15 protein-coding genes are annotated in these 19647 nt (G+C 33.2%); 6 read left to right on the top strand and 9 right to left on the bottom strand.

Annotated features, from left to right (window positions below; all coding sequences use genetic code 11):
* Window positions 1-30: 30 nt before the first annotated feature.
* On the bottom strand, window positions 31-2856 hold the full coding sequence (gene uvrA / locus NWE55_RS15340) for an excinuclease ABC subunit UvrA (protein ID WP_155091492.1): 2826 nt from the start codon (window positions 2854-2856) through the stop codon (window positions 31-33).
* A 252-nt stretch (window positions 2857-3108) separates the two neighbouring features.
* Here uvrA and NWE55_RS15335 point away from each other — a divergent pair, with 252 nt between their 5' ends.
* A complete protein-coding gene (locus tag NWE55_RS15335; RefSeq protein ID WP_155091491.1) occupies window positions 3109-3696 on the top strand; it encodes an RNA polymerase sigma factor in 588 nt (195 codons plus the stop codon).
* A gap of 219 nt (window positions 3697-3915) precedes the next feature.
* Here NWE55_RS15335 and NWE55_RS15330 read toward each other — a convergent pair whose 3' ends face one another.
* The gene (locus NWE55_RS15330; RefSeq protein ID WP_155091490.1) at window positions 3916-4584 is read right to left on the bottom strand and encodes an endonuclease III domain-containing protein; all 669 of its coding nucleotides are present in this window, start codon (window positions 4582-4584) and stop codon (window positions 3916-3918) included.
* A 191-nt stretch (window positions 4585-4775) separates the two neighbouring features.
* Between NWE55_RS15330 and NWE55_RS15325 the strand changes: the two genes are divergently transcribed.
* Window positions 4776-5645 (top strand): DMT family transporter, encoded by an 870-nt coding sequence (locus NWE55_RS15325; protein ID WP_258204381.1) that lies wholly within the window; start codon window positions 4776-4778, stop codon window positions 5643-5645.
* Window positions 5646-5713: 68 nt separating this feature from the next.
* Here the strand turns inward: NWE55_RS15325 and acs are convergent, their stop codons facing one another.
* The 6 genes from acs to pyrG form a co-directional block, all read right to left on the bottom strand.
* Window positions 5714-7621: an acetate--CoA ligase gene (acs, locus tag NWE55_RS15320; RefSeq protein ID WP_155091488.1), complete on the bottom strand. Its 1908-nt coding sequence runs from the start codon at window positions 7619-7621 to the stop codon at window positions 5714-5716.
* A gap of 134 nt (window positions 7622-7755) precedes the next feature.
* The gene (locus NWE55_RS15315; protein WP_258204735.1) at window positions 7756-8712 is read right to left on the bottom strand and encodes an NAD(P)H-dependent flavin oxidoreductase; all 957 of its coding nucleotides are present in this window, start codon (window positions 8710-8712) and stop codon (window positions 7756-7758) included.
* The gene (mnmA, locus tag NWE55_RS15310) at window positions 8712-9929 is read right to left on the bottom strand and encodes a tRNA 2-thiouridine(34) synthase MnmA (RefSeq protein WP_155091486.1); all 1218 of its coding nucleotides are present in this window, start codon (window positions 9927-9929) and stop codon (window positions 8712-8714) included. Before mnmA ends, NWE55_RS15315 begins: the two co-directional genes overlap by 1 nt.
* Before the next feature lie 106 nt (window positions 9930-10035).
* Complete coding sequence (proC, locus tag NWE55_RS15305; RefSeq protein WP_155091485.1) at window positions 10036-10845, bottom strand: pyrroline-5-carboxylate reductase; 810 nt, start codon at window positions 10843-10845, stop codon at window positions 10036-10038.
* Between the two features lie 56 nt (window positions 10846-10901).
* Window positions 10902-12806 (bottom strand): membrane protein insertase YidC, encoded by a 1905-nt coding sequence (yidC, locus tag NWE55_RS15300; RefSeq protein ID WP_258204380.1) that lies wholly within the window; start codon window positions 12804-12806, stop codon window positions 10902-10904.
* Window positions 12807-12875: 69 nt separating this feature from the next.
* Window positions 12876-14486: a CTP synthase gene (pyrG, locus tag NWE55_RS15295; RefSeq protein WP_155091483.1), complete on the bottom strand. Its 1611-nt coding sequence runs from the start codon at window positions 14484-14486 to the stop codon at window positions 12876-12878.
* 561 nt (window positions 14487-15047) lie between these two features.
* On the opposite strand from pyrG, the gene NWE55_RS15290 reads away from it, so the two are divergent.
* Window positions 15048-16505, top strand: a complete 1458-nt coding sequence (locus NWE55_RS15290) for an amino acid permease (protein ID WP_208103218.1) — start codon at window positions 15048-15050, stop codon at window positions 16503-16505.
* A gap of 72 nt (window positions 16506-16577) precedes the next feature.
* On the opposite strand, the gene NWE55_RS15285 is transcribed toward NWE55_RS15290, so the two are convergent.
* Window positions 16578-17345, bottom strand: a complete 768-nt coding sequence (locus tag NWE55_RS15285) for a T9SS type A sorting domain-containing protein (protein ID WP_258204379.1) — start codon at window positions 17343-17345, stop codon at window positions 16578-16580.
* 49 nt (window positions 17346-17394) lie between these two features.
* On the opposite strand from NWE55_RS15285, the gene tnpA reads away from it, so the two are divergent.
* From tnpA to tnpC, 3 genes are read left to right on the top strand one after another with little or no spacing between them, the layout of a single operon-like run.
* On the top strand, window positions 17395-17685 hold the full coding sequence (tnpA, locus tag NWE55_RS15280; RefSeq protein WP_258204220.1) for an IS66 family insertion sequence element accessory protein TnpA: 291 nt from the start codon (window positions 17395-17397) through the stop codon (window positions 17683-17685).
* Window positions 17685-18023, top strand: coding sequence for an IS66 family insertion sequence element accessory protein TnpB (gene tnpB, locus NWE55_RS15275; RefSeq protein ID WP_258204378.1), 339 nt, complete (start codon window positions 17685-17687; stop codon window positions 18021-18023). Before tnpA ends, tnpB begins: the two co-directional genes overlap by 1 nt.
* A 49-nt stretch (window positions 18024-18072) precedes the next feature.
* Entirely contained in the window at window positions 18073-19644 is a 1572-nt protein-coding gene (tnpC, locus tag NWE55_RS15270) for an IS66 family transposase (protein ID WP_258204377.1), read from the top strand.
* The last annotated feature ends 3 nt before the right edge of the window (window positions 19645-19647 follow it).

The raw sequence follows: 19647 nt of genomic DNA, 5'->3' as shown, positions 1-19647 counted from the left end.
GGGATTGAAAAATCCCCTCTTTTTTTATCTTTATGCTTTAAGCTTTTCAGCAAGGTATTTACCTGTTATAGATTCCTTATTTTTGGCAATATCTTCGGGAGCTCCAAAAGCAACTAAATTACCGCCATTATCACCGCCTTCAGGTCCTATATCGATAATGTAATCAGCACATTTAATCATATCCAGATTGTGTTCAATCACAATGATAGAGTGTCCTTTATCTATTAGAGCATTAAATGAATTTAATAGTTTTCTAATGTCGTGAAAATGAAGTCCTGTTGTCGGTTCATCAAATACAAATAACATTTTTTCTCGTGTAGTACCAGCTAAGAGGAAAGAAGCTAATTTGATTCGCTGTGCTTCACCCCCAGATAGGGTTGACGAAGATTGACCAAGTTGAACATAGCCCAATCCTACATCTTGTAAAGTCTTTAGTTTAGTCGTAATCTTGCTTTGCTTGTGCAAGTCGAAGAAGGCAACTGCATCGTCAATTGTCATCGTTAATATATCGTCTATATTTTTGCCTTCAAAGTTTACTTCTAAGATTTCCTTTTTGAAACGCTTGCCATGACATGTTTCACAATCTAAGTGAACATCAGCCATGAATTGCATTTCAACTGTAACAGTTCCTTCTCCTTTACAAGTTTCACAGCGACCACCGTCAACATTAAAAGAAAAATGCTTAGGTTGATAACCTCTTAATTTAGATAATTGTTGTTTTGAAAACAAATCTCGTATATCGTCATAGGCCTTGATATAGGTAACAGGATTAGATCGAGAACTTCTACCAATAGGATTTTGGTCGACATATTCAACTGCTTTTATATTTGAAAAATCTCCTTTTAACTCAGTAAATTGTCCAGGTTTATCACTCATTCCAGTCAGCTTTTTCTGAAGGGCAGGGAATAAGATTTTCTTAACTAAAGTTGATTTACCTGAGCCAGAAACTCCTGTGATTATAGTCAAACACTCTAATGGAAAAGTAACATCAATATTCTTTAAGTTATTTTCTCTTGCTCCAACAACTTCGATGAAATACTTATACTTTTTCCTTTTTAGAGGTATAGGAATAGATAACCTTCCACTTAAGTACTTTGCAGTTAAGGAATCCTCAGAACTTAAGAGGGAATTATAATCACCTTGAGCAACAAGTTGCCCTCCGTGTGTACCAGCTTCGGGGCCAATATCTATAATTTCATCTGAAGCTTTCATTATATCTTCATCGTGTTCAACAACAATTACAGTATTTCCCAGTTTTTTTAAGTTTTCTAAAACGTCGATAAGTTTTTCTGTATCCTTTGGATGCAAGCCAATACTTGGCTCATCTAAAATGTACATTGAACCAACAAGACTACTTCCCAGTGAAGTGGCCAAATTAATTCTCTGTGATTCTCCACCTGATAAAGAAGCTGAGTTTCTATTTAGGGTTAGATATTCTAATCCTACATTACTTAAAAACCCAAGTCTATTATTTATTTCCAATAGTAAACGACTGGCAACTTGAGCATCATAAGCATTTAATTCTAATTGTTTAAAGAAAGGTATTAATTGCTTTATAGGCAGATCTACTAATTCTGATATGGTCTTTTGCCCAACTTTAACGTAATTAGCTTCTTTTCTAAGCCTTTTGCCTTTACAGTGAGGACATTTTGTTTTCCCTCTATAACGTGATAATAGTACTCTATTTTGAATCTTATAATTCTTTTCTTCTAATTCAGTAAAGAAATCGTTTAATCCAGTAAAAAATTCATTCCCATTCCAAATTAACTGTTTTTGTTCTTCACTCAATTCAAAATAAGGTTTGTGTATAGGAAAGTCAAACTTATAAGCGTTGTTCACTAATTGATCTTTGTACCAGCCCATCGATTCCCCTCTCCAAGGAAATATAGCATTCTCATAAACTGACAAAACAGTGTTCGGCACAACTAATTCCTCATCTATTCCAATAATATTGCCATATCCATCACAAGAAGGACAAGCACCATAAGGGTTATTGAAACTAAATAAGTGAATATTAGGTTCTAAGAAAGTGATGCCATCTAATTCAAATCGATTAGAAAAGTGTTGTGTTTTCTGATTTGACAAATCTTGTAAAAAACATTCGCCTTTTCCTTCAAAAAAAGCAGATTCTACAGAATCACCTAATCGATTAAAAAACTCTTCATCTTCTTTAACTACAAGACGGTCAACAATTAAAAAGACTTTTTCAATAGCTGTTTGATCAATATTCTCTGCTGAATTATCTTGAAGAAACTGATCTAATCTATTCATTTTATTATCAACTAAAATACGGGCGTATCCCTGTTGTAATAAAATATTTAGATGCTCACTTAAAAGCCTATCGTTCTCAAGCTTAATAGGAGCTAATAACAATAGCTTAGCTTCTAATTCAAATGTTTTGATATAGTCTAATACATCTGTAACTGTATCTTTTTTTACAAGTTGATTTGAGATAGGAGAGTAGGTCTTACCAACGCGAGCATAGAGCAATTTCATGTAATCATAAATCTCTGTGGATGTTCCTACAGTGGACCTTGCATTAGTGGTATTCACTTTCTGTTCAATTGCAATAGCAGGTGCAATCCCCTTGATATACTCAACTTTAGGTTTATCTATACGGCCAAGAAATTGTCTTGCATAAGAAGAAAGACTTTCAACGTAACGTCGCTGTCCTTCAGCATATAAAGTATCAAAAGCTAAACTCGATTTTCCAGAACCAGATAATCCTGTTATAACAACAAATTTGTTTCTTGGGATAACAACATCAATATTCTTTAAATTGTGAAGTTGTGCTCCTTTTATGATTATATTTTTTTTAGGATCTACTAATGAAAGATCTTTTTGTATATTCTTCATTATACTTTTGAAAGTTAGAAATACAAAGATAAATGATTCTTTACACTATTTAAAGTAGAGTAGAAGAATAAATTTAGCAAATAATAGTACTTTTATATAGGTATAGTTTCTACAAGATTAAAATTTAAACTATTTTTATTTTTTTTAACAAAATTTTTCTATATTTGCTTTGAAATCATAAACAATCAGTGCCTATTAAACATAATTACTTTTAGATTAGAAATATAAATATTGCTATTAAAAGAAATTGTTATGGTATACAGTGAAATGCCAGACGCTAAACTTATAAAGTTATATGTTGACGGCGCGGAGAATGCTTTGGAAGTACTTATTAAAAGACACCAAGCGAAATTATATGGTTTCATTTTTTCAAAAGTATCAAACTCTGAACTTGCAGATGATATCTTTCAAGATACTTTTATTAAAGTCATCCATACTTTTAAATCAGGAAGATATAACGAAGAAGGTAAATTCCTTCCTTGGGTAATTCGAATTGCTCATAATCTTGTCATGGACCATTATAGGAGAGAGAAGAGGTCTCAAGTTGTCAATGACACAGATGAGTTTTCTTACTTTTCAATGATTAGAGATGAAGGCGATACGATTGAAAGTGTTTTAATAAAAGAACAAATTGAAAAAGATTTGAGCTCTTTAATCGATGAATTACCTGAAGATCAAAGACAAGTTGTTTTTATGAGAATTTATCAAGATTTAAGCTTCAAAGAAATTGCAGAACAGACTGATGTTAGTATTAATACTGCTTTAGGTCGAATGCGATATGCATTGCTCAATTTGAGAAAGTTAATCAATGAGAATAATATTATTTTGAGTGAACAATAATAAAGTGATGAGTTTTATCGTTTAGTATATAAACAATAAAACATTTTCGCTTATGAAAAACATCTACTATTCAAGAAAACAAGATGTTTTAATGCCGAAACAAAAGACAATTGATTTTATACTCAACTATTCAAAAAGTCTTAATAACTTAAGTTTAAATGGCATTAAAACAAATTGTTTAATTATTAACAATAGAAATTAAACAAAAAGCACCTAAGATTATTTTTTCTTAGGTGCTTTCTTTTTGTAGTAATCGTTAATCACCGTTTTTCTACCTATAACACTTGTAATTATATCTATTTCAAGGTTCCATGCACGGGCAGGACTATATTGACGACCATACCAAACAAGCTGTAGATGTAGTCTGTTCCATTTGTCTTTAGGAAATAATCTCTTAGCATCTTTTTCGGTTTGCTGTACACTTTTTCCGTTTGAGAAATTCCATCTATACATAAGTCTATGGATATGAGTATCTACAGGGAAGGCTGGTATATTAAAAGCTTGTGACATTACAACACTTGCTGTTTTATGTCCTACAGCTGGCAATGCTTCTAATGCTTCCATATCTGCAGGTACCTGTCCATCGTATTTTTCTACTAAGATTCTTGACAATCCATAAATTCCTTTGGATTTCATAGGAGATAGACCGCAAGGACGGATAATTTCTTTAATCTCTTCAACTGATAATTTAATCATATCAAAAGGATTATCAGCTTTTGCAAATAATATTGGTGTTATCTTGTTTACGCGTTCGTCAGTACATTGTGCAGATAGTAATACAGCAATTAAAAGAGTATACGGGTCTTTGTGATCTAATGGTACAGGGATTTCAGGATATATAGCATCTAAAGTATCAATAACGAATTGAACTTTTTCTTTTTTAGTCATAGTTTAAAAGCTTTAAGTTGCTAAGATATTTAATATTTTTAAATGAAAGAAGTTGAAGTCAGGAGTATTCTCAAAAGTCTATTTTACATAATATGTATTATCGTAAAAATTGCAATTTAATTTTAATAGGTAGATTATACTATAATTTGTAATGAATAATGCTAAATTTGATGAATTTAATTTAAAAACTCATGTTATACCTAATATTGAGTATCTTAGGAAGTGTTTCTGTAGGTATCTTATTCAAATTCAGCAAGAAGACAAATGCAAATATAATGCAAATGGTTTTACTAAATTATATTATAACTGTCTTGCTATCATATTTTAATTTTAATGTAGAACTTAATCAGCTTTCTTTAAATCTACCAATTTTAACTATTATTCTTTTAGGTTTATTATTGCCAACTATTTTTGTAGTTCAATACTTATCTATTTTTTATTCTGGTATAATACGAACTGATATAGCTCAAAGAATGTCATTGTTTATACCAATTCTTGCAGCAATTTTTATTTTTAAAGAACAGATTTCTACCCAGCGCTATATTGCTTTATTTATAGGATTGGCTTCTGTTTACTTAATATTGCAAAGACCTAATTCGGTTTCTGAAACATTGTCAGAAAGTAAAAAGAATATTATTTTTCCTCTATTAACTTTTATAGGATTTGGAGTAATTGATATTTTATTTAAGCAGTTAGCACTTTATAGTGAAGTTCCTTATACAAGTTCTTTGTTTTATGTCTTCTTTAGCGCGTTAATACTCACTTTACTTTATTATTTTATTATTACTATTTACAAAAGAAATTCTTTGTTTACAGTGAATAAGAATACATTAGTATACGGTATTTTATTGGGAGTACTCAATTTTATCAATATCTTGTTCTATATGAAAGCACATCAAGTTTTCGCTCAAAGTCCTACTACTGTTTTTGCAGGGATGAACTTTGGAGTAATTATACTGGGAACGCTAATAGGTTATTTTGGGTTTAAAGAAAAACTATCAAAGCAAAACCTCATAGGTTTAGCATTGGTAATCGTATCAATATTAGTTATTTTGATCTAATTGAATTAATGTTTGAGTTTAATTATCATAAAAAAGCCCTAAGTTCATTACTTAGGGCTTTTTTATATTTACTTTTTACTATCTATTATTTTTTGAATAACTTCTGGATTAATTAATGTTGATACATCTCCAAATTCTTTAGTTTCTCCATTAGAAATAGAACGAAGTATTCTTCTCATAATCTTACCCGAACGCGTTTTAGGTAAACTCTCTACAAATTGGATTTTATCTAATTTAGCAATAGGTCCAATGTGACTTGAGATATACTGATTAATTTCTCTTGTTAAATTCTCTCTATCTCTGGTCTCCCCTTCTACTTTTAAAGTGATGAATCCATAAAGAGCATTTCCTTTTATATCATGTTTATATCCTACTACAGCACTTTCTGCAACAGCTGGATGTTCATTAATTGCATCTTCAATTGGTGCTGTACCTAAGTTGTGACCAGATACAATAACAACATCATCAGCACGTCCAGTGATTCTGTAATATCCAACTTCATCTCTTAATGCACCATCACCTGTGAAGTACTTTCCAGGGAATTTACTAAAGTAAGTTTCTTTATATCTTTCGTGATCTCCCCAAATAGTACGTGCCATCGAAGGCCATGGAAATTTAATACACAACGAGCCATCCACTTGATTATCTTCAATCTCATTTCTTTTCTCATCCATTAACACTGCTTGTATACCAGGTAGTGGCAAAGTTGCATAGGTAGGTTTTGTAGGTGTAATAAATGGCAGTGGAGATACTAAGATACTTCCTGTCTCTGTTTGCCACCACGTATCTACAATAGGACATCTTTTCTTTCCTACATGGTCATTATACCAGTGCCAAGCTTCCTCGTTAATTGGTTCTCCTACTGAACCTATAACTCTAAGACTTGAAAGATCATGAGAATTTACATAACTGTAATCTTCTGTCATTAATGAACGAATAGCCGTAGGTGCTGTATAGAACTGGGTTACTTTATATTTGTCTATAATATCCCAGAATCTACTTGGAGTTGGGTAAGAAGGAACTCCTTCAAACATCACTGTTGTTGCACCGTTTAGCAATGGTCCATAGATTATATATGAATGTCCTGTAATCCACCCACAGTCTGCTGTACACCAAAATATATCCTCATCTTTGTAATCAAAGATGTTTTTAAATGAATAAGCAGTTTGTACCATATATCCTGCTGTAGTGTGTACCATGCCTTTAGGCGATCCTGTAGATCCAGAAGTGTAAAGAATGAACAAAGGATCTTCTGCATCCATTACTTGTGCAACGTGATTAATTGATGCTTCTTCTAAAAGTGGTGCCAACCACATATCTCTACCCTCTTTAAAAGCTATTTCAGCTCCGGTTCTTTTTACTAAAAGAACTTTCTCTACACCTGGACAAGATTCTAAGGCTTCGTCTATAATTGGTTTTAAAGGTATCGTTTTACTACCTCTGTAGCTTCCATCTGAGGTGATTACGAATTTACATTCAGCGTCGTTAATACGCTTAGATACAGCAGAAGAAGAAAATCCTGCAAATATAACACTGTGTATAGCCCCAATACGAGCACAGGCTAACATAGAGATTGCCAACTCTGGAATCATCGGCAAATAGATACATACTCTATCTCCCTTTTTAACTCCTTGTTCTTTTAGAACATTGGCCATTTTACACACTCTATTATATAAGTCATTATAGGTGATCGTTTCAGATTGTTCTTCTGGATTATTAGGTTCGAATAGTATCGCTGGCTTCTCACCTCTTTTTGCTAAATGACGATCAATACAGTTTTTGACAATATTTAGCTTACCATTGACAAACCATTGAAATTTTGATTCTTCCATATCGAACTCAAATACTTTGTCCCATACTTGATACCAAACAAAGTTTTCTTCTGCTATTTTACCCCAAAATTTACGAGGTTCTCGTACGGATTTTTTATAGTGTTTAAAGTATTGTTCTAAATTCTCTATTTTATAATAACTCATATTTTAGTTGTGATTTTTTTATGTTATATTTTTTTAAGCTCCTAAATATATGATTTTAGTAATAAATAGCAAAAAGTCATACAATGTTTTTATTAATAAAAAACACTGTATGACTCTCTATTATTCATTTCTCACTAAAAATGAGCTACTTCTTTTTTGGCTATTTCAAACTCTGCAATAACATTCTTTACAATATCAGCAACAGGTTCGATTTTGTGAATTAATCCAGAGATCTGTCCGACTTCTAACTCCCCTTCTACTAAATCTCCTTCAAACATTCCCTTTTTAGCTCTTGCTCTGCCTAAGTATTCTTTTAATTCTTCAACAGTAGCACATCTTGCATATAATTCTTGTAACCCTGTATAAAACTCATTCTTGATTAAGCGTACAGGAGCAAGTTCTTTTAAAGTTAAAGTCGTATCTCCCTCTTGTACATTTAAGAGTAGATTCTTAAAGTTGTCATGTGCAGAACTCTCCTCGGATGCTATAAATCGCGTTCCCATCTGTACTCCATCTGCACCTAATATCATAGCAGCTAACATTCCTCTACCTGTAGCTATTCCACCTGCTGCAATTAAAGGGATATCAATCTTCTCTCGCACCATTGGGATTAATGTCAGTGTTGTAGTTTCTTCTCTACCGTTGTGACCTCCAGCCTCAAAGCCCTCTGCTACTACAGCGTCCACCCCGGCCTCTTGTGCTTTTAAAGCAAATTTAGAGGAGCTAACTACGTGTACCACAGTGATACCATGCTCTTTTAAGAAAGAAGTCCACGTTTTAGGATTACCTGCAGAAGTAAAAACGATCTTCACGCCTTCCTCTACAATAATGTCCATAATCTCCTGGATATTAGGATATAGCATAGGGACATTTACCCCAAAAGGTTTATCTGTAGCTTTCTTGCACTTTTGAATATGCTCTCGCAATACGTCTGGATACATAGACCCCGCGCCTATAAGTCCTAAACCACCTGCATTACTCACTGCACTGGCCAATTTATAGCCACTATTCCATATCATCCCCCCCTGTACAATAGGATACTGGATATTAAAAAGTTCTACTATTTTATTCTTCATTGTATTTTGGTTGATTATAGTTTCGAAATTACACCCGAACCGATAAGTTCGTCTTCGATATGCCAAGATACAAATTGTCCTTCTGTAATTGCAGATTGCGGTTGGTCAAAACGCACATACATCCCCTCTTTCACTTTGTGTAATGTTGCTTTTTGCAACGGTTGGCGATATCTTATACGTGCTAATATAGACATTGTTTCTCCTTCTTGCAATGCCAGATCTTCTCTAATCCAATGTATTTCCGATTCTTTTACAAATAATGCCTTGTGAAACAACCCTGGGTGATCGCTTCCTTGTCCAGTATAAATGATATTCTCTTTCACATCAGTACCTATAATAAACAAGGGTTCTGCTGTTCCTCCTACATTTAGCCCTTTACGTTGACCGATAGTAAAGAAGTGAGCTCCAAAGTGCTCTCCTACTTTTTTACCCATCTCAGGAGCATATACAATAGATTTAGCTTCATTATACAGCGTCTCTTCTAGAGATACAGCCTCAGCTTCTGCTTGTTCTTTATTGTAAATTGGTGAATCCTTTGCTATTTCATAGATAAGACCATCTTTTCTTTGCAACTGTTGTTGCAAGAACTCAGGTAATCTCACTTTTCCAATAAAACACAATCCTTGAGAATCTTTCTTATCAGCTGTGATTAAATTCATCTTGGCTGCTATCTCTCTGACCTCAGGCTTTAACAACTCCCCTACAGGAAATAATGCCTTAGCTAATTGCTCTTGTGATAACTGACATAAGAAATAAGATTGGTCTTTATTAGGATCTACTCCTGCTAATAATTTATACACTGTCTCTTGTGTACCATCATCTTTTGTTATCACTTGTTCATCCTTACGACAATAATGACCTGTAGCTACGTAGTCCGCTCCTAAGCTCAATGCAATTTTCATAAATACATCAAACTTAATCTCGCGATTACACAATACGTCTGGATTAGGGGTACGACCATTCTCATACTCCTTAAACATATAATCTACAATCTTCTCTTTATATTGTTCACTTAAGTCTACTGTTTGGAATGGAATTCCAAGCTTCTCAGCGACCATTAAAGCATCGTTGCTATCTTCTAACCATGGACATTCATTAGAAATTGTCACAGAATCATCGTGCCAGTTTTTCATGAAGAGCCCAATAACTTCATACCCTTGTTCTTTCAGTAAATAAGCTGCGACACTTGAGTCTACACCTCCCGAAAGACCTACTACTACTCTTTTCTTCATAATAAAAATATTGTGGCAAATTTACAAGAAATGCCGCAATACAAAAAGCTTTTGAATTTATCTTATCTTATAATTATGATTTAACTATAGATAAAATCTATTTTTCTTACTTAGTTTGTTTGCCCAGTAACTCTGACTGTGCTTTTGCTCTATTAACTCCTTCTACTAACTTTTGTAAGATATCTTCTTCATTAAAATATTTAATTGCTTGCTCTGTAGTCCCTCCCTTAGAAGATACTTTAGCAATCCAATCTTGTGTAGATAACGAGTTTGCCTCATACAAACCAAGAGCACCTGATATGGTTTGTTTTACTAATAACTCGGCTTGTGAAGGTTCAAAACCATAAGAAATTGCAGCTTGTATCATTGCTTCCATAAAATAAAATACATAAGCAGGACCACTACCTGATATAGCAGTTGCCGCATCTATTTTATGCTCTTCTAATACATAAACAGATTTACCAGTTGTATTTATCAAATTTTGTATAATGAACAACTCTTTTCTATCCAACTCTTCTGAAGCAGTAAACACAGTCATTCCTTTTCCTATTTGTGTTGGCAGATTTGGCATCGAGCGTACTATTTTAGTTACCAGTAAATCCTTTTTCAAGCGATCAATTGAGACTCCAGCCATTACCGAAACTATAATCTGATCTTGATGTATAAATTTTTTTAAATCATCAGCTAATGTAGAAAAGTCTTGGGGTTTTACTGCTAAAATTACAATATCACAAGTAGCGATACCACTATCCAATTCATATCGATAAGATAGTTTGTGAATATTTCTATTATCCTCTAAAACCTTTTTTGAACGTGTATAAATCAATACATCTGTTGGGTTAATAAACCTTGAGTTTATAAAACCATTGGCAAAAGTACTGCCCATGTTTCCCATTCCTACAATTGCAATTTTCATAAAAAAAAACACCTCTGAATTTGATCAGAGGTGTTAAAAATATTAAATATAATTGATTATTTCTTTTTGTTTTGTTGCTCTTTTAATTTTTGCTGTTCTTGAGCTTGTTCCATCATCTCTTGCATTTTACGTTGGAACCTTCCTTTTGGACGTTTTTTTGTTTTATTGTCTTCAATGATTGCTTTAATCTTGTCTTCTTTTACAATATGGTTTTTAATTACATACATAATACCAATTGTAATAGAGTTAGAAATAAAGTAGTATAAACTCAAACCAGATGCATAGTTATTAAAGAAGAATAACATCATAATTGGAGAAATATAAATCATCACCTTCATTAATTTCCCCATATCAGGCATACCTTCTTGTGTAGGTGCAGCCATTTGTTGATCTCCTGTAGTCATTTTCATATAAATAAAAATTGCAATCGAAGCCAATAATGGGAATAAACTTACGTGGTCACCATAAAAAGGAATACTAAATGGTAAATGCAATACCGAGTCATAAGATGATAAGTCATCTGCCCACAAGAATGATTTCTGTCTTAAATCAAATGCAGACGGAAAGAACTGGAATAAAGCATAGAAAATTGGAATCTGTAATATAGCAGGGATACATCCAGCCATTGGATTCACACCAGCTTTAGAATACAAAGCCATTGTCTCTTGCTGTTTCTTCATTGGGTCATTTTTGTATTTCTCATTCAACTCAGTAACTTCTGGGCGAATAGCTTTCATCTTAGCTTGAGACAAATACGATTTATATGTCAATGGAGAAATTAGCAATCTTACTAAAACAGTTAAAATAATAATTGCAATACCATATGGTAGGAAAGAACTTAATAATCCAAATACTGGAATAAATAAGAAACGGTTTAACCATCCAAAGATCCCCCAACCAAGTGGAACAATATTATCAAGATTTTTATCATAAGATTTTAAAATCTTGTAATCAGATGGTCCAAAGAACCAGTTCATATCATAGTTTAATTCCCCATTAGTATACTCTAAAGGCATTGTAGCAGCAAATGCTTTTGTAAACACAGTATCTACCTTCTCGTCATTTACTAAATTTTTAGAAACAAAATTAGCAGAAGTAAATGCTTTATCTGTTAATAATACAGAAGTAAAGAAGTGTTGTTTGTAAGCAACATAAGTTAAATCTTTAACTGTTTTCTCATCTAATTTACTTGTAGGACTTAAGTCATTGTCTTTACCTTTCTCATACTCGTAGTATAAACGGGTATATCTATTTTCATAAGAGATACTTTTCTCATTTCTAAATGACTTCAATTCCCAGTTTAATTGAGGAGTCTTGCTTAAATCAACTATCTTATTTAAACCTTGAGTACGGATTGAGAAGTCAATCATATAATCACTTGGTTTAAGCACATAGCGATATTCTAAGAATTGATTATCAGATGCTTTTAATTTCATTGATAATACTTGATTCTCTCCTTCTTTAGTTAATTCTGGTTCAAAGTATAAATCTTTTGTATTGAATACTCTGTTATCAGTTGTGTGAATCTCTAAGTTGAAATTAGAGTTGTTATCACTAATTAGAGATACAATCTCATCTGATGTTTTACTAAATCTCTTTTCGTCATTAACAATAACTTTACTTAAAGCTCCTCCTTTATTCTCTACTACAAGAGTTAGGAACTCACTTTTAAGTTCAGTATTTCCGCCTTGTGCAGAAGGTAACGTAGCACTGTATGCAAATTGGCCTAATGTTGCACGAAGAGATTCATTCATTAATGAATCGCTTTGAGTATGCGTAGAAATAGCAGTTTCAATTTTTTCAGACTCTGCCTTTGCTACAACTTCTTTTTGAGCTACTTCAGCATCTTTTTTAATAGATTCTTTCTCATTATTGATGTTGTTTAACATCATCCAAATAAGCAAACCAGCTATAATAATAAAGCCGACAATACTGTTACGATCTAATTTTTTTTCTTCCATTACTTAATTTGTAATTGATCAAATGATTTTTGTAATTATCTATCTAAAGAGCGAATTAAGAGTAGAATATTATTTCTTGTTCTCAATTGCTGCTTTCACAAAACTAACGAATAAAGGATGTGGTTTTGCCACAGTACTTTTGTATTCTGGGTGAAATTGTACACCAATAAAAAACGGGTGATTTTCTATCTCAACAACTTCTACTAATCCTGTTTCAGGATTCCATCCAGCTGCTGTCATACCACCTTTTTCGAATTCTTCTAAGTATTGGTTATTAAATTCATATCTATGACGGTGACGTTCGTTAATTAAACTCTCACCATAGATATTAAATACTTTAGAATCTTCTTTTAATTTACAATCCCATCCTCCAAGACGCATTGTACCTCCTTTATCTGTAATATTTTTTTGTTCTTCCATAAAAGTAATCACTGGATACTGAGTACTTTCATTCACTTCTGTAGTATTTGCTCCAGCAAATCCTAATACATTGCGAGCATATTCTATGACAGCCATCTGCATTCCCAAACAAATTCCCAAGAAAGGTATTTTATTTTCTCTAACAAATTTTACTGTCTCTATCTTTCCTTCAATTCCTCTTGAACCAAAACCAGGTGCTACTAATACAGCATCTAAGTTATTCAACTTTTCACTTACATTATTAGCATTGATATTATCAGATTGAATAGAAATAATATTCACTTTACTTTGGTTCTCTGCTCCACCGTGTACTAAAGCTTCTAAGATTGACTTATATGAATCTTGTAGTTCAACATACTTACCAACTAAACCAATATTTACTACGTGTTTTGGGTTTTTTAATCTATGTAAAAACTCATTCCACTTAATTAAATCAGGTGTAGTCTTCTCAGGTAGATCTAATTTCTTAAGTGCTACTTTATCTAAACCTTCTTGAAGCATTAAGTTTGGCACTTCATAAATGGTGTCTGCATCAATAGACTGGATAACTGCTTCAGGTTTTACGTTGCAAAATTGTGCTAATTTTTGACGTATTTCTGTAGTTAAGTTGTGCTCAGTACGACAAACAAGAATATCTGCTTTAATACCACTTTCCATCAGTGTTTTTACTGAGTGTTGAGTTGGTTTCGTTTTAAGTTCACCAGCTGCAGCCAAATAAGGCACTAATGTCAAGTGAACAACAATTGCATTATTGTCTCCTAATTCCCATAATAACTGACGTACAGACTCTATATAAGGTAGCGATTCAATATCTCCTACTGTACCACCAATCTCAGTAATTACGATATCGTAATCTCCTGATTTGCCTAAAAGCTGCATGCGTTCTTTAATCTCATTTGTAATATGAGGGACTACTTGTACAGTCTTACCTAAAAACTCACCTCTTCTCTCCTTCTCTATTACAGAAAGATATACACGCCCTGTTGTAACATTATTAGCCTGTGATGTAGGTACATTTAAGAATCTTTCATAATGCCCTAAATCTAAATCTGTCTCAGCTCCATCATCTGTAACAAAGCACTCCCCATGTTCATAAGGATTAAGTGTTCCTGGATCAACATTAATATATGGGTCAAACTTTTGAATAGTAGCCGAATACCCTCTCGCTTGTAATAGTTTAGCAAGGGACGCTGCAATAATTCCTTTACCTAGTGAAGATGTAACTCCTCCAGTAACAAAAATATACTTTGTTTGTTTCATTTAGATTTTAATTTGTTGTGTTGTTAAGAATAAAACGGGGCAAAAATACAACTTTTAGAACTATTCTTCTAATTTTAATAGACCTAAAAACAGCTTTAGTCAATAATAAAAGGCATTGTTAATGCTATTTTTAAATACAACTAAAACACGCAAAGTACTTATAAACTTTGAGTTTCAATGACTTTGAATACTATTAAGTCAATAATTTATCATTTTATTCACACTTTTTATCGAACTCATTCAATAGAATTAAAAGTCAAATTGAGTTTTAAATACAGATAAGAGATGTTGTGTCTTCTCTATTATTAATAATTAGAGGTTAAAAAAGTTTATTTTAAAGATAATCTTAAAAGCAAATATTATTCTGTATTATCACCACCGTGCCGAACTATTTTTGTTTTAATAGTCAATATGTAGAATATAATTTACTTTCTATTTTGATATTTGTCTTTAAATATGCGTTTTGAATAATAATATGGTTTGTTTTCAAAATGATATTTATGATTTTATGTGTTATATTGAATTTTTAATATTTAACTTTGCCCGCAAACAAATTAAATAATGAGCACTAATAATACAGTAAAAAGAGGATTAAAAGCAAGACACCTCTCAATGATAGCCATTGGAGGATGTATAGGTACAGGTTTATTTATGGCAAGTGGCGAAGCTATACGTTCAGCAGGACCTGGTGGAGCTTTGATAGCTTATGCTGCTATTGGCCTAATGGTTTACTTTTTAATGACCTCTTTAGGTGAGATGGCAACTTATCTACCAGTATCGGGTTCTTTTAGTACATATGCAGCCAGGTATGTGGATCCTTCACTTGGTTTTGCTTTAGGTTGGAACTATTGGTTCAACTGGGTTATTACTGTCGCTGTTGATGTATCTATCGCCGCCATTGTTATTTCGTATTGGGCACCGATGACCTTTATTCCTACTTGGGGATGGAGTCTAATCTTTTTTAGTATAATCGTATTATTAAATATGTTATCAGTAAAGGCTTATGGTGAGTCTGAATATTGGTTTTCCTTTGTTAAAGTAGTTACCGTTATTATCTTTTTAATAGTCGGATTATTGACAATCTTCGGTATAATGGGTGGTGAATATATTGGCTTTAAGAATTTTACTTTAGGAGAAGCTCCTTTATTAGGCGATGGCTTTTCAGGAAGATTTTTAAGCATATTAGGTGTTTTCTTAATCGCAGGATTCTCTTTTCAAGGTACTGAACTAATTGGAATTACAGCAGGTGAATCTGAAGATCCGGAGAAGAACATCCCTAAAGCAATCAAACAAGTCTTTTGGAGAATATTGATTTTCTATATTCTTGCCATCTTTGTTATAGGTTTGATAATCCCATATACAAGCCCACAACTATTAGGAGCAGATGTAAGTGAGATTGCAAAATCGCCATTTACATTGGTATTTGAAAAGGCACATTGGACTTTTGCAGCCGCTTTGATGAATGCAGTAATCCTTACTTCTATTTTATCAGCAGGCAATTCGGGAATGTACGCTTCAACTCGTATGCTATATGCAATGGGAAAAGACGGAATGGCTCATAAATCTTTTCAAGGAACAAATAAACACGGAGTACCAATCTTGGCCCTTGGTGCTACAGCGTTAGTTGTGTTGCTAATCTTCTTAGTGCAAGCTAATTTTGACAAAGCGGTAGATTATGTATTAGCAGCCTCTGGATTAACAGGGTTTATTGCATGGCTTGGTATTGCTCTTAGTCACTACCGTTTCCGCAGAGCTTATGTGAAGCAAGGAAAAGATATAAATAACCTTGTATACAAAGCTAAGTGGTTTCCCTTTGGTCCTATCTTGGCAGTGATCTTATGTATACTTGTTATCATAGGGCAAGATTCTAAACTTATTTTCGAAGGAGTATTTGATCTTGAAGGAATTATTATTACTTATATGGGTATTCCTTTCTTCTTATTCTTCTATTTGTATCATAAATTGAAATACAAAACGAAAATAGTTCCATTAAGTAAAGTTGATTTATCTAAGAAATAAGTAAAGGCTGTCCATGGACAGCCTCTTTTGTTCTATATTCCTTGTTTATTTATAACTTCCAATTTTGAAACATCACTTCTTGATAATCAAGAATTCTTTTGTTTCTATCTCATTGATAACTTTAACTATATAAGAGCCTTTTATTAAATGAGAACAATCAACCTGTAAGACTGTATCGATAGCTTGTAAGTTTTGATTAAGTACTAATTTTCCAGTATTGTTGTAAATTAATACTTGATGAATGCCTGTATCAAGGTTAGTTTGAATATTTAGCGTAGTTTCAACAGGGTTAGGCCAATGAAGAGGCTTTATTGTACTTGCTTTACTTTCTTTTGTACCGATTGGGAAAGTTACTTTTGTTAGTTTTAAAGGTGTATCAGCTGTTACAACTAATGAATACCTTTGCTGGTCATTAACTAAGGTGCCTTTATGTGTAATTCTAACTAAGAAGGTCTTAGTAGGTAATAAGTCTTCTTCTATTTGCTCTATATTATCAACGTTATTATCTCCTTTAAGTGCTTTTAGATTATTAAAATCCTTATTGAGGTACCAAGGTGAATAAACTTTAGTACCAGAAACAATTCTCATATCCAGGTCATTAACTAAAGCGTTCTTGTATATTTCGTAGTATATGTCACTCATGCTTACTTCTCCTGCAGGATCTGTCCATGATAGTGTTGCTTTAAGGTTTTTGACAATATCCTTACCTGTTATCCAAATAAGGCTTTCTTCTTGGTTGTTTAGCGTTCTTTCGATAACAATTGTTTCGCTATAGGATCTTTCTAAAATATCAAGTCCTTTAGCAGCATTTATCATTCGTATCCACGCGAGCAACCACATATTTCATAAGCTAACTTAAGGTAGTAAGTTTGTTTCAAATAATAAATAGATGAGCAAACAAGAAATAATGTATTCTCATGTAGAGGATTGGAGAACAAGTGGATTAACGCAATCAAGATACTGTGAAAGTGTAGGAATTAAATTAGCAACCTTTAGTTATTGGGTGGTTAAGTATAAGGCAAAGTCAGAGTCAACACAATTAGACAATAATTTTATAACTGTGACAAAAGACCAAGTAAGCAATAGTCAAGAATATGAAATCGTATATCCCAATGGTGTAAAGCTACGTGTACAAACAGACAATCTTAGCGAACTATATTCATTAGTAAACTTAGTATAATGTTTAGTTTGAGTAGTTCTAATCAATTTCATTTGTATAGACAAGCTTGTGATATGCGCAAGAGTTTTGATAGCCTTTGTGGACTTGTCCAGAATGAACTTCATCAAGTAGCTCATAACGGGAGAGTCTATATATTTATCAATAGACGCTGTAATCAAATGAAGCTCTTGCATTGGGAAGCAGGAGGCTTTGTACTATACCACAAACGCTTAGAACAAGGAACTTTTGCTTTTCCCACGCATAGTAAAGCTCAAATAAGTTGGAGTGATTTAGTACTGATGGTAGAGGGAATCCAGGTTATCAAAAGTAACCAAAAAAGGCGTTTTTCATTGAAGTAAAACAGGTTAAAACCTTGTATATTTAAGGCTTTTGACGTATTTTTACTTCATGGAAATAGACTTAGAAAACTTATCGAAAGAACAACTTTTGGCGCTTATAAAAAAGCAGTCCAAGACTATTTCCAAACAAGACAAAGTAAATACTAAGTTAGAGCAAAAGACATCTAAGTTAGAGCAAAAGACATCTAAGCTAGAACAAGAAAAGCAAGAACTCCAACGCTTAGTAGATCTTTTACGACGCATGCAATTTGGACAAAAACGCGAGCGTTTCGAAGACCCTAATCAAACACAGTTACCTTTAGAGGTTCAGCAAGCAGTCTTAGAAGAACAAGAAGAAGTAATCAAACAAGAGATCACTTATTCTCGTCAGAAGAAAAAACATCCAGGAAGAGCTAAACTACCTGATCATTTACCAGTAGAAGAAATAGAAATCTACCCAGAGGGAGATTTATCTGATAAGATTTGCATTGGTAAAGAAACTACAGATGTGTTAGATTATGTTCCAGGTTACTTTAAAATCAAACGGTACATCCGATATAAATACGCCACGAAAGATAAAGACAACACTCAAATTAGTATTGCATTGCTTCCAGAGCGAATTATAGATAAAGGAATACCTTCAGAAGGATTATTATCTACAATACTTGTTGACAAGTATGTAGATCACCTTCCACTATATCGCCAGAAGCAACGCTTTTCAAGAGAAAATATCGATATAGCTTCTTCTACTATAGATGGCTGGGCAACTCAAAGCATGGATGCTTTAAAACCACTATATGAAAAGCTTCTGCTGGACATCAAAAATGAAGGATATCTTCAAGTTGATGAAACCACCATCAAAGTCTTAGATGAGAAAAAGAAAGATAAATCTCATCTTGGGTATTATTGGGTGTATCACGCACCTATATCCAAACTCGTAATGTTCAATTACAGTCCCACACGTAGTGGTAGCGCTGCACTACCTGTATTAGAAAACTTCAAAGGATATCTGCAGACCGATGGTTATAGCGGATACAAAGCCTATGGAGCTAAGTCAGATGTAACGCATCTTGGTTGTTGGGCACATGCTCGTCGTGAGTTTGAAAGAGCTCTTGACAACAAAATCGCAAAAGCACAGCATGTACTTATAGAAATACAGAAACTATATGCTGTGGAAAAAAAGGCGAAGGAACAAAACTTAACACCTGATCAAATCAAAGAGCTTCGTCTAAAAGAGAGTTTACCTATCATCAATGAACTTGGTAAGTATATGTTTGTTCAAATGAAACTTACACTTCCTAAAAGTCAAATAGGCAAGGCCTTTGCTTACTCTCAAACTAGATGGGATAATCTTAGTGCGTACTTATATGATGGAAATCTACAGATTGACAATAATCTTGTAGAAAACGCTATTAGACCTGTAGCGCTTGGTCGTAAAAATTACTTGTTCGCAGGATCACACGATGCAGCGCAAAGAGCAGCGATGGCTTATACCTTTTTTGCTAACTGCAAAAAACACGATGTTAATCCATATCAATGGCTTAAATATGTTCTAGAAAATATTCAATCTATCAATCATAAGAATATTACAGATTTATATCCTCATAACTATAAAAAGGCAATCTCTGACGCTGTAGAATAATTT

This window comes from Myroides albus (assembly GCF_024722315.1).
GTDB classification, from domain to species: domain Bacteria; phylum Bacteroidota; class Bacteroidia; order Flavobacteriales; family Flavobacteriaceae; genus Flavobacterium; species Flavobacterium album_A.
This window is presented reverse-complemented; position numbering and strand designations above follow the sequence as displayed.

What these genes read in the sequence shown, in the direction of transcription:
- tnpA (WP_258204220.1), top strand. Translation starts at nt 17,395, where the DNA reads ATGAGCAAACAAGAAATAATGTATTCTCATGTAGAGGATTGGAGAACA.
- pyrG (WP_155091483.1), bottom strand. Translation starts at nt 14,486, where the DNA reads ATGAAACAAACAAAGTATATTTTTGTTACTGGAGGAGTTACATCTTCA.
- NWE55_RS15335 (WP_155091491.1), top strand. Translation starts at nt 3,109, where the DNA reads ATGGTATACAGTGAAATGCCAGACGCTAAACTTATAAAGTTATATGTT.
- NWE55_RS15285 (WP_258204379.1), bottom strand. Translation starts at nt 17,345, where the DNA reads ATGTGGTTGCTCGCGTGGATACGAATGATAAATGCTGCTAAAGGACTT.
- tnpB (WP_258204378.1), top strand. Translation starts at nt 17,685, where the DNA reads ATGTTTAGTTTGAGTAGTTCTAATCAATTTCATTTGTATAGACAAGCT.
- acs (WP_155091488.1), bottom strand. Translation starts at nt 7,621, where the DNA reads ATGAGTTATTATAAAATAGAGAATTTAGAACAATACTTTAAACACTAT.
- mnmA (WP_155091486.1), bottom strand. Translation starts at nt 9,929, where the DNA reads ATGAAGAAAAGAGTAGTAGTAGGTCTTTCGGGAGGTGTAGACTCAAGT.
- NWE55_RS15290 (WP_208103218.1), top strand. Translation starts at nt 15,048, where the DNA reads ATGAGCACTAATAATACAGTAAAAAGAGGATTAAAAGCAAGACACCTC.
- uvrA (WP_155091492.1), bottom strand. Translation starts at nt 2,856, where the DNA reads ATGAAGAATATACAAAAAGATCTTTCATTAGTAGATCCTAAAAAAAAT.
- NWE55_RS15330 (WP_155091490.1), bottom strand. Translation starts at nt 4,584, where the DNA reads ATGACTAAAAAAGAAAAAGTTCAATTCGTTATTGATACTTTAGATGCT.
- yidC (WP_258204380.1), bottom strand. Translation starts at nt 12,806, where the DNA reads ATGGAAGAAAAAAAATTAGATCGTAACAGTATTGTCGGCTTTATTATT.
- proC (WP_155091485.1), bottom strand. Translation starts at nt 10,845, where the DNA reads ATGAAAATTGCAATTGTAGGAATGGGAAACATGGGCAGTACTTTTGCC.
- tnpC (WP_258204377.1), top strand. Translation starts at nt 18,073, where the DNA reads ATGGAAATAGACTTAGAAAACTTATCGAAAGAACAACTTTTGGCGCTT.
- NWE55_RS15325 (WP_258204381.1), top strand. Translation starts at nt 4,776, where the DNA reads ATGTTATACCTAATATTGAGTATCTTAGGAAGTGTTTCTGTAGGTATC.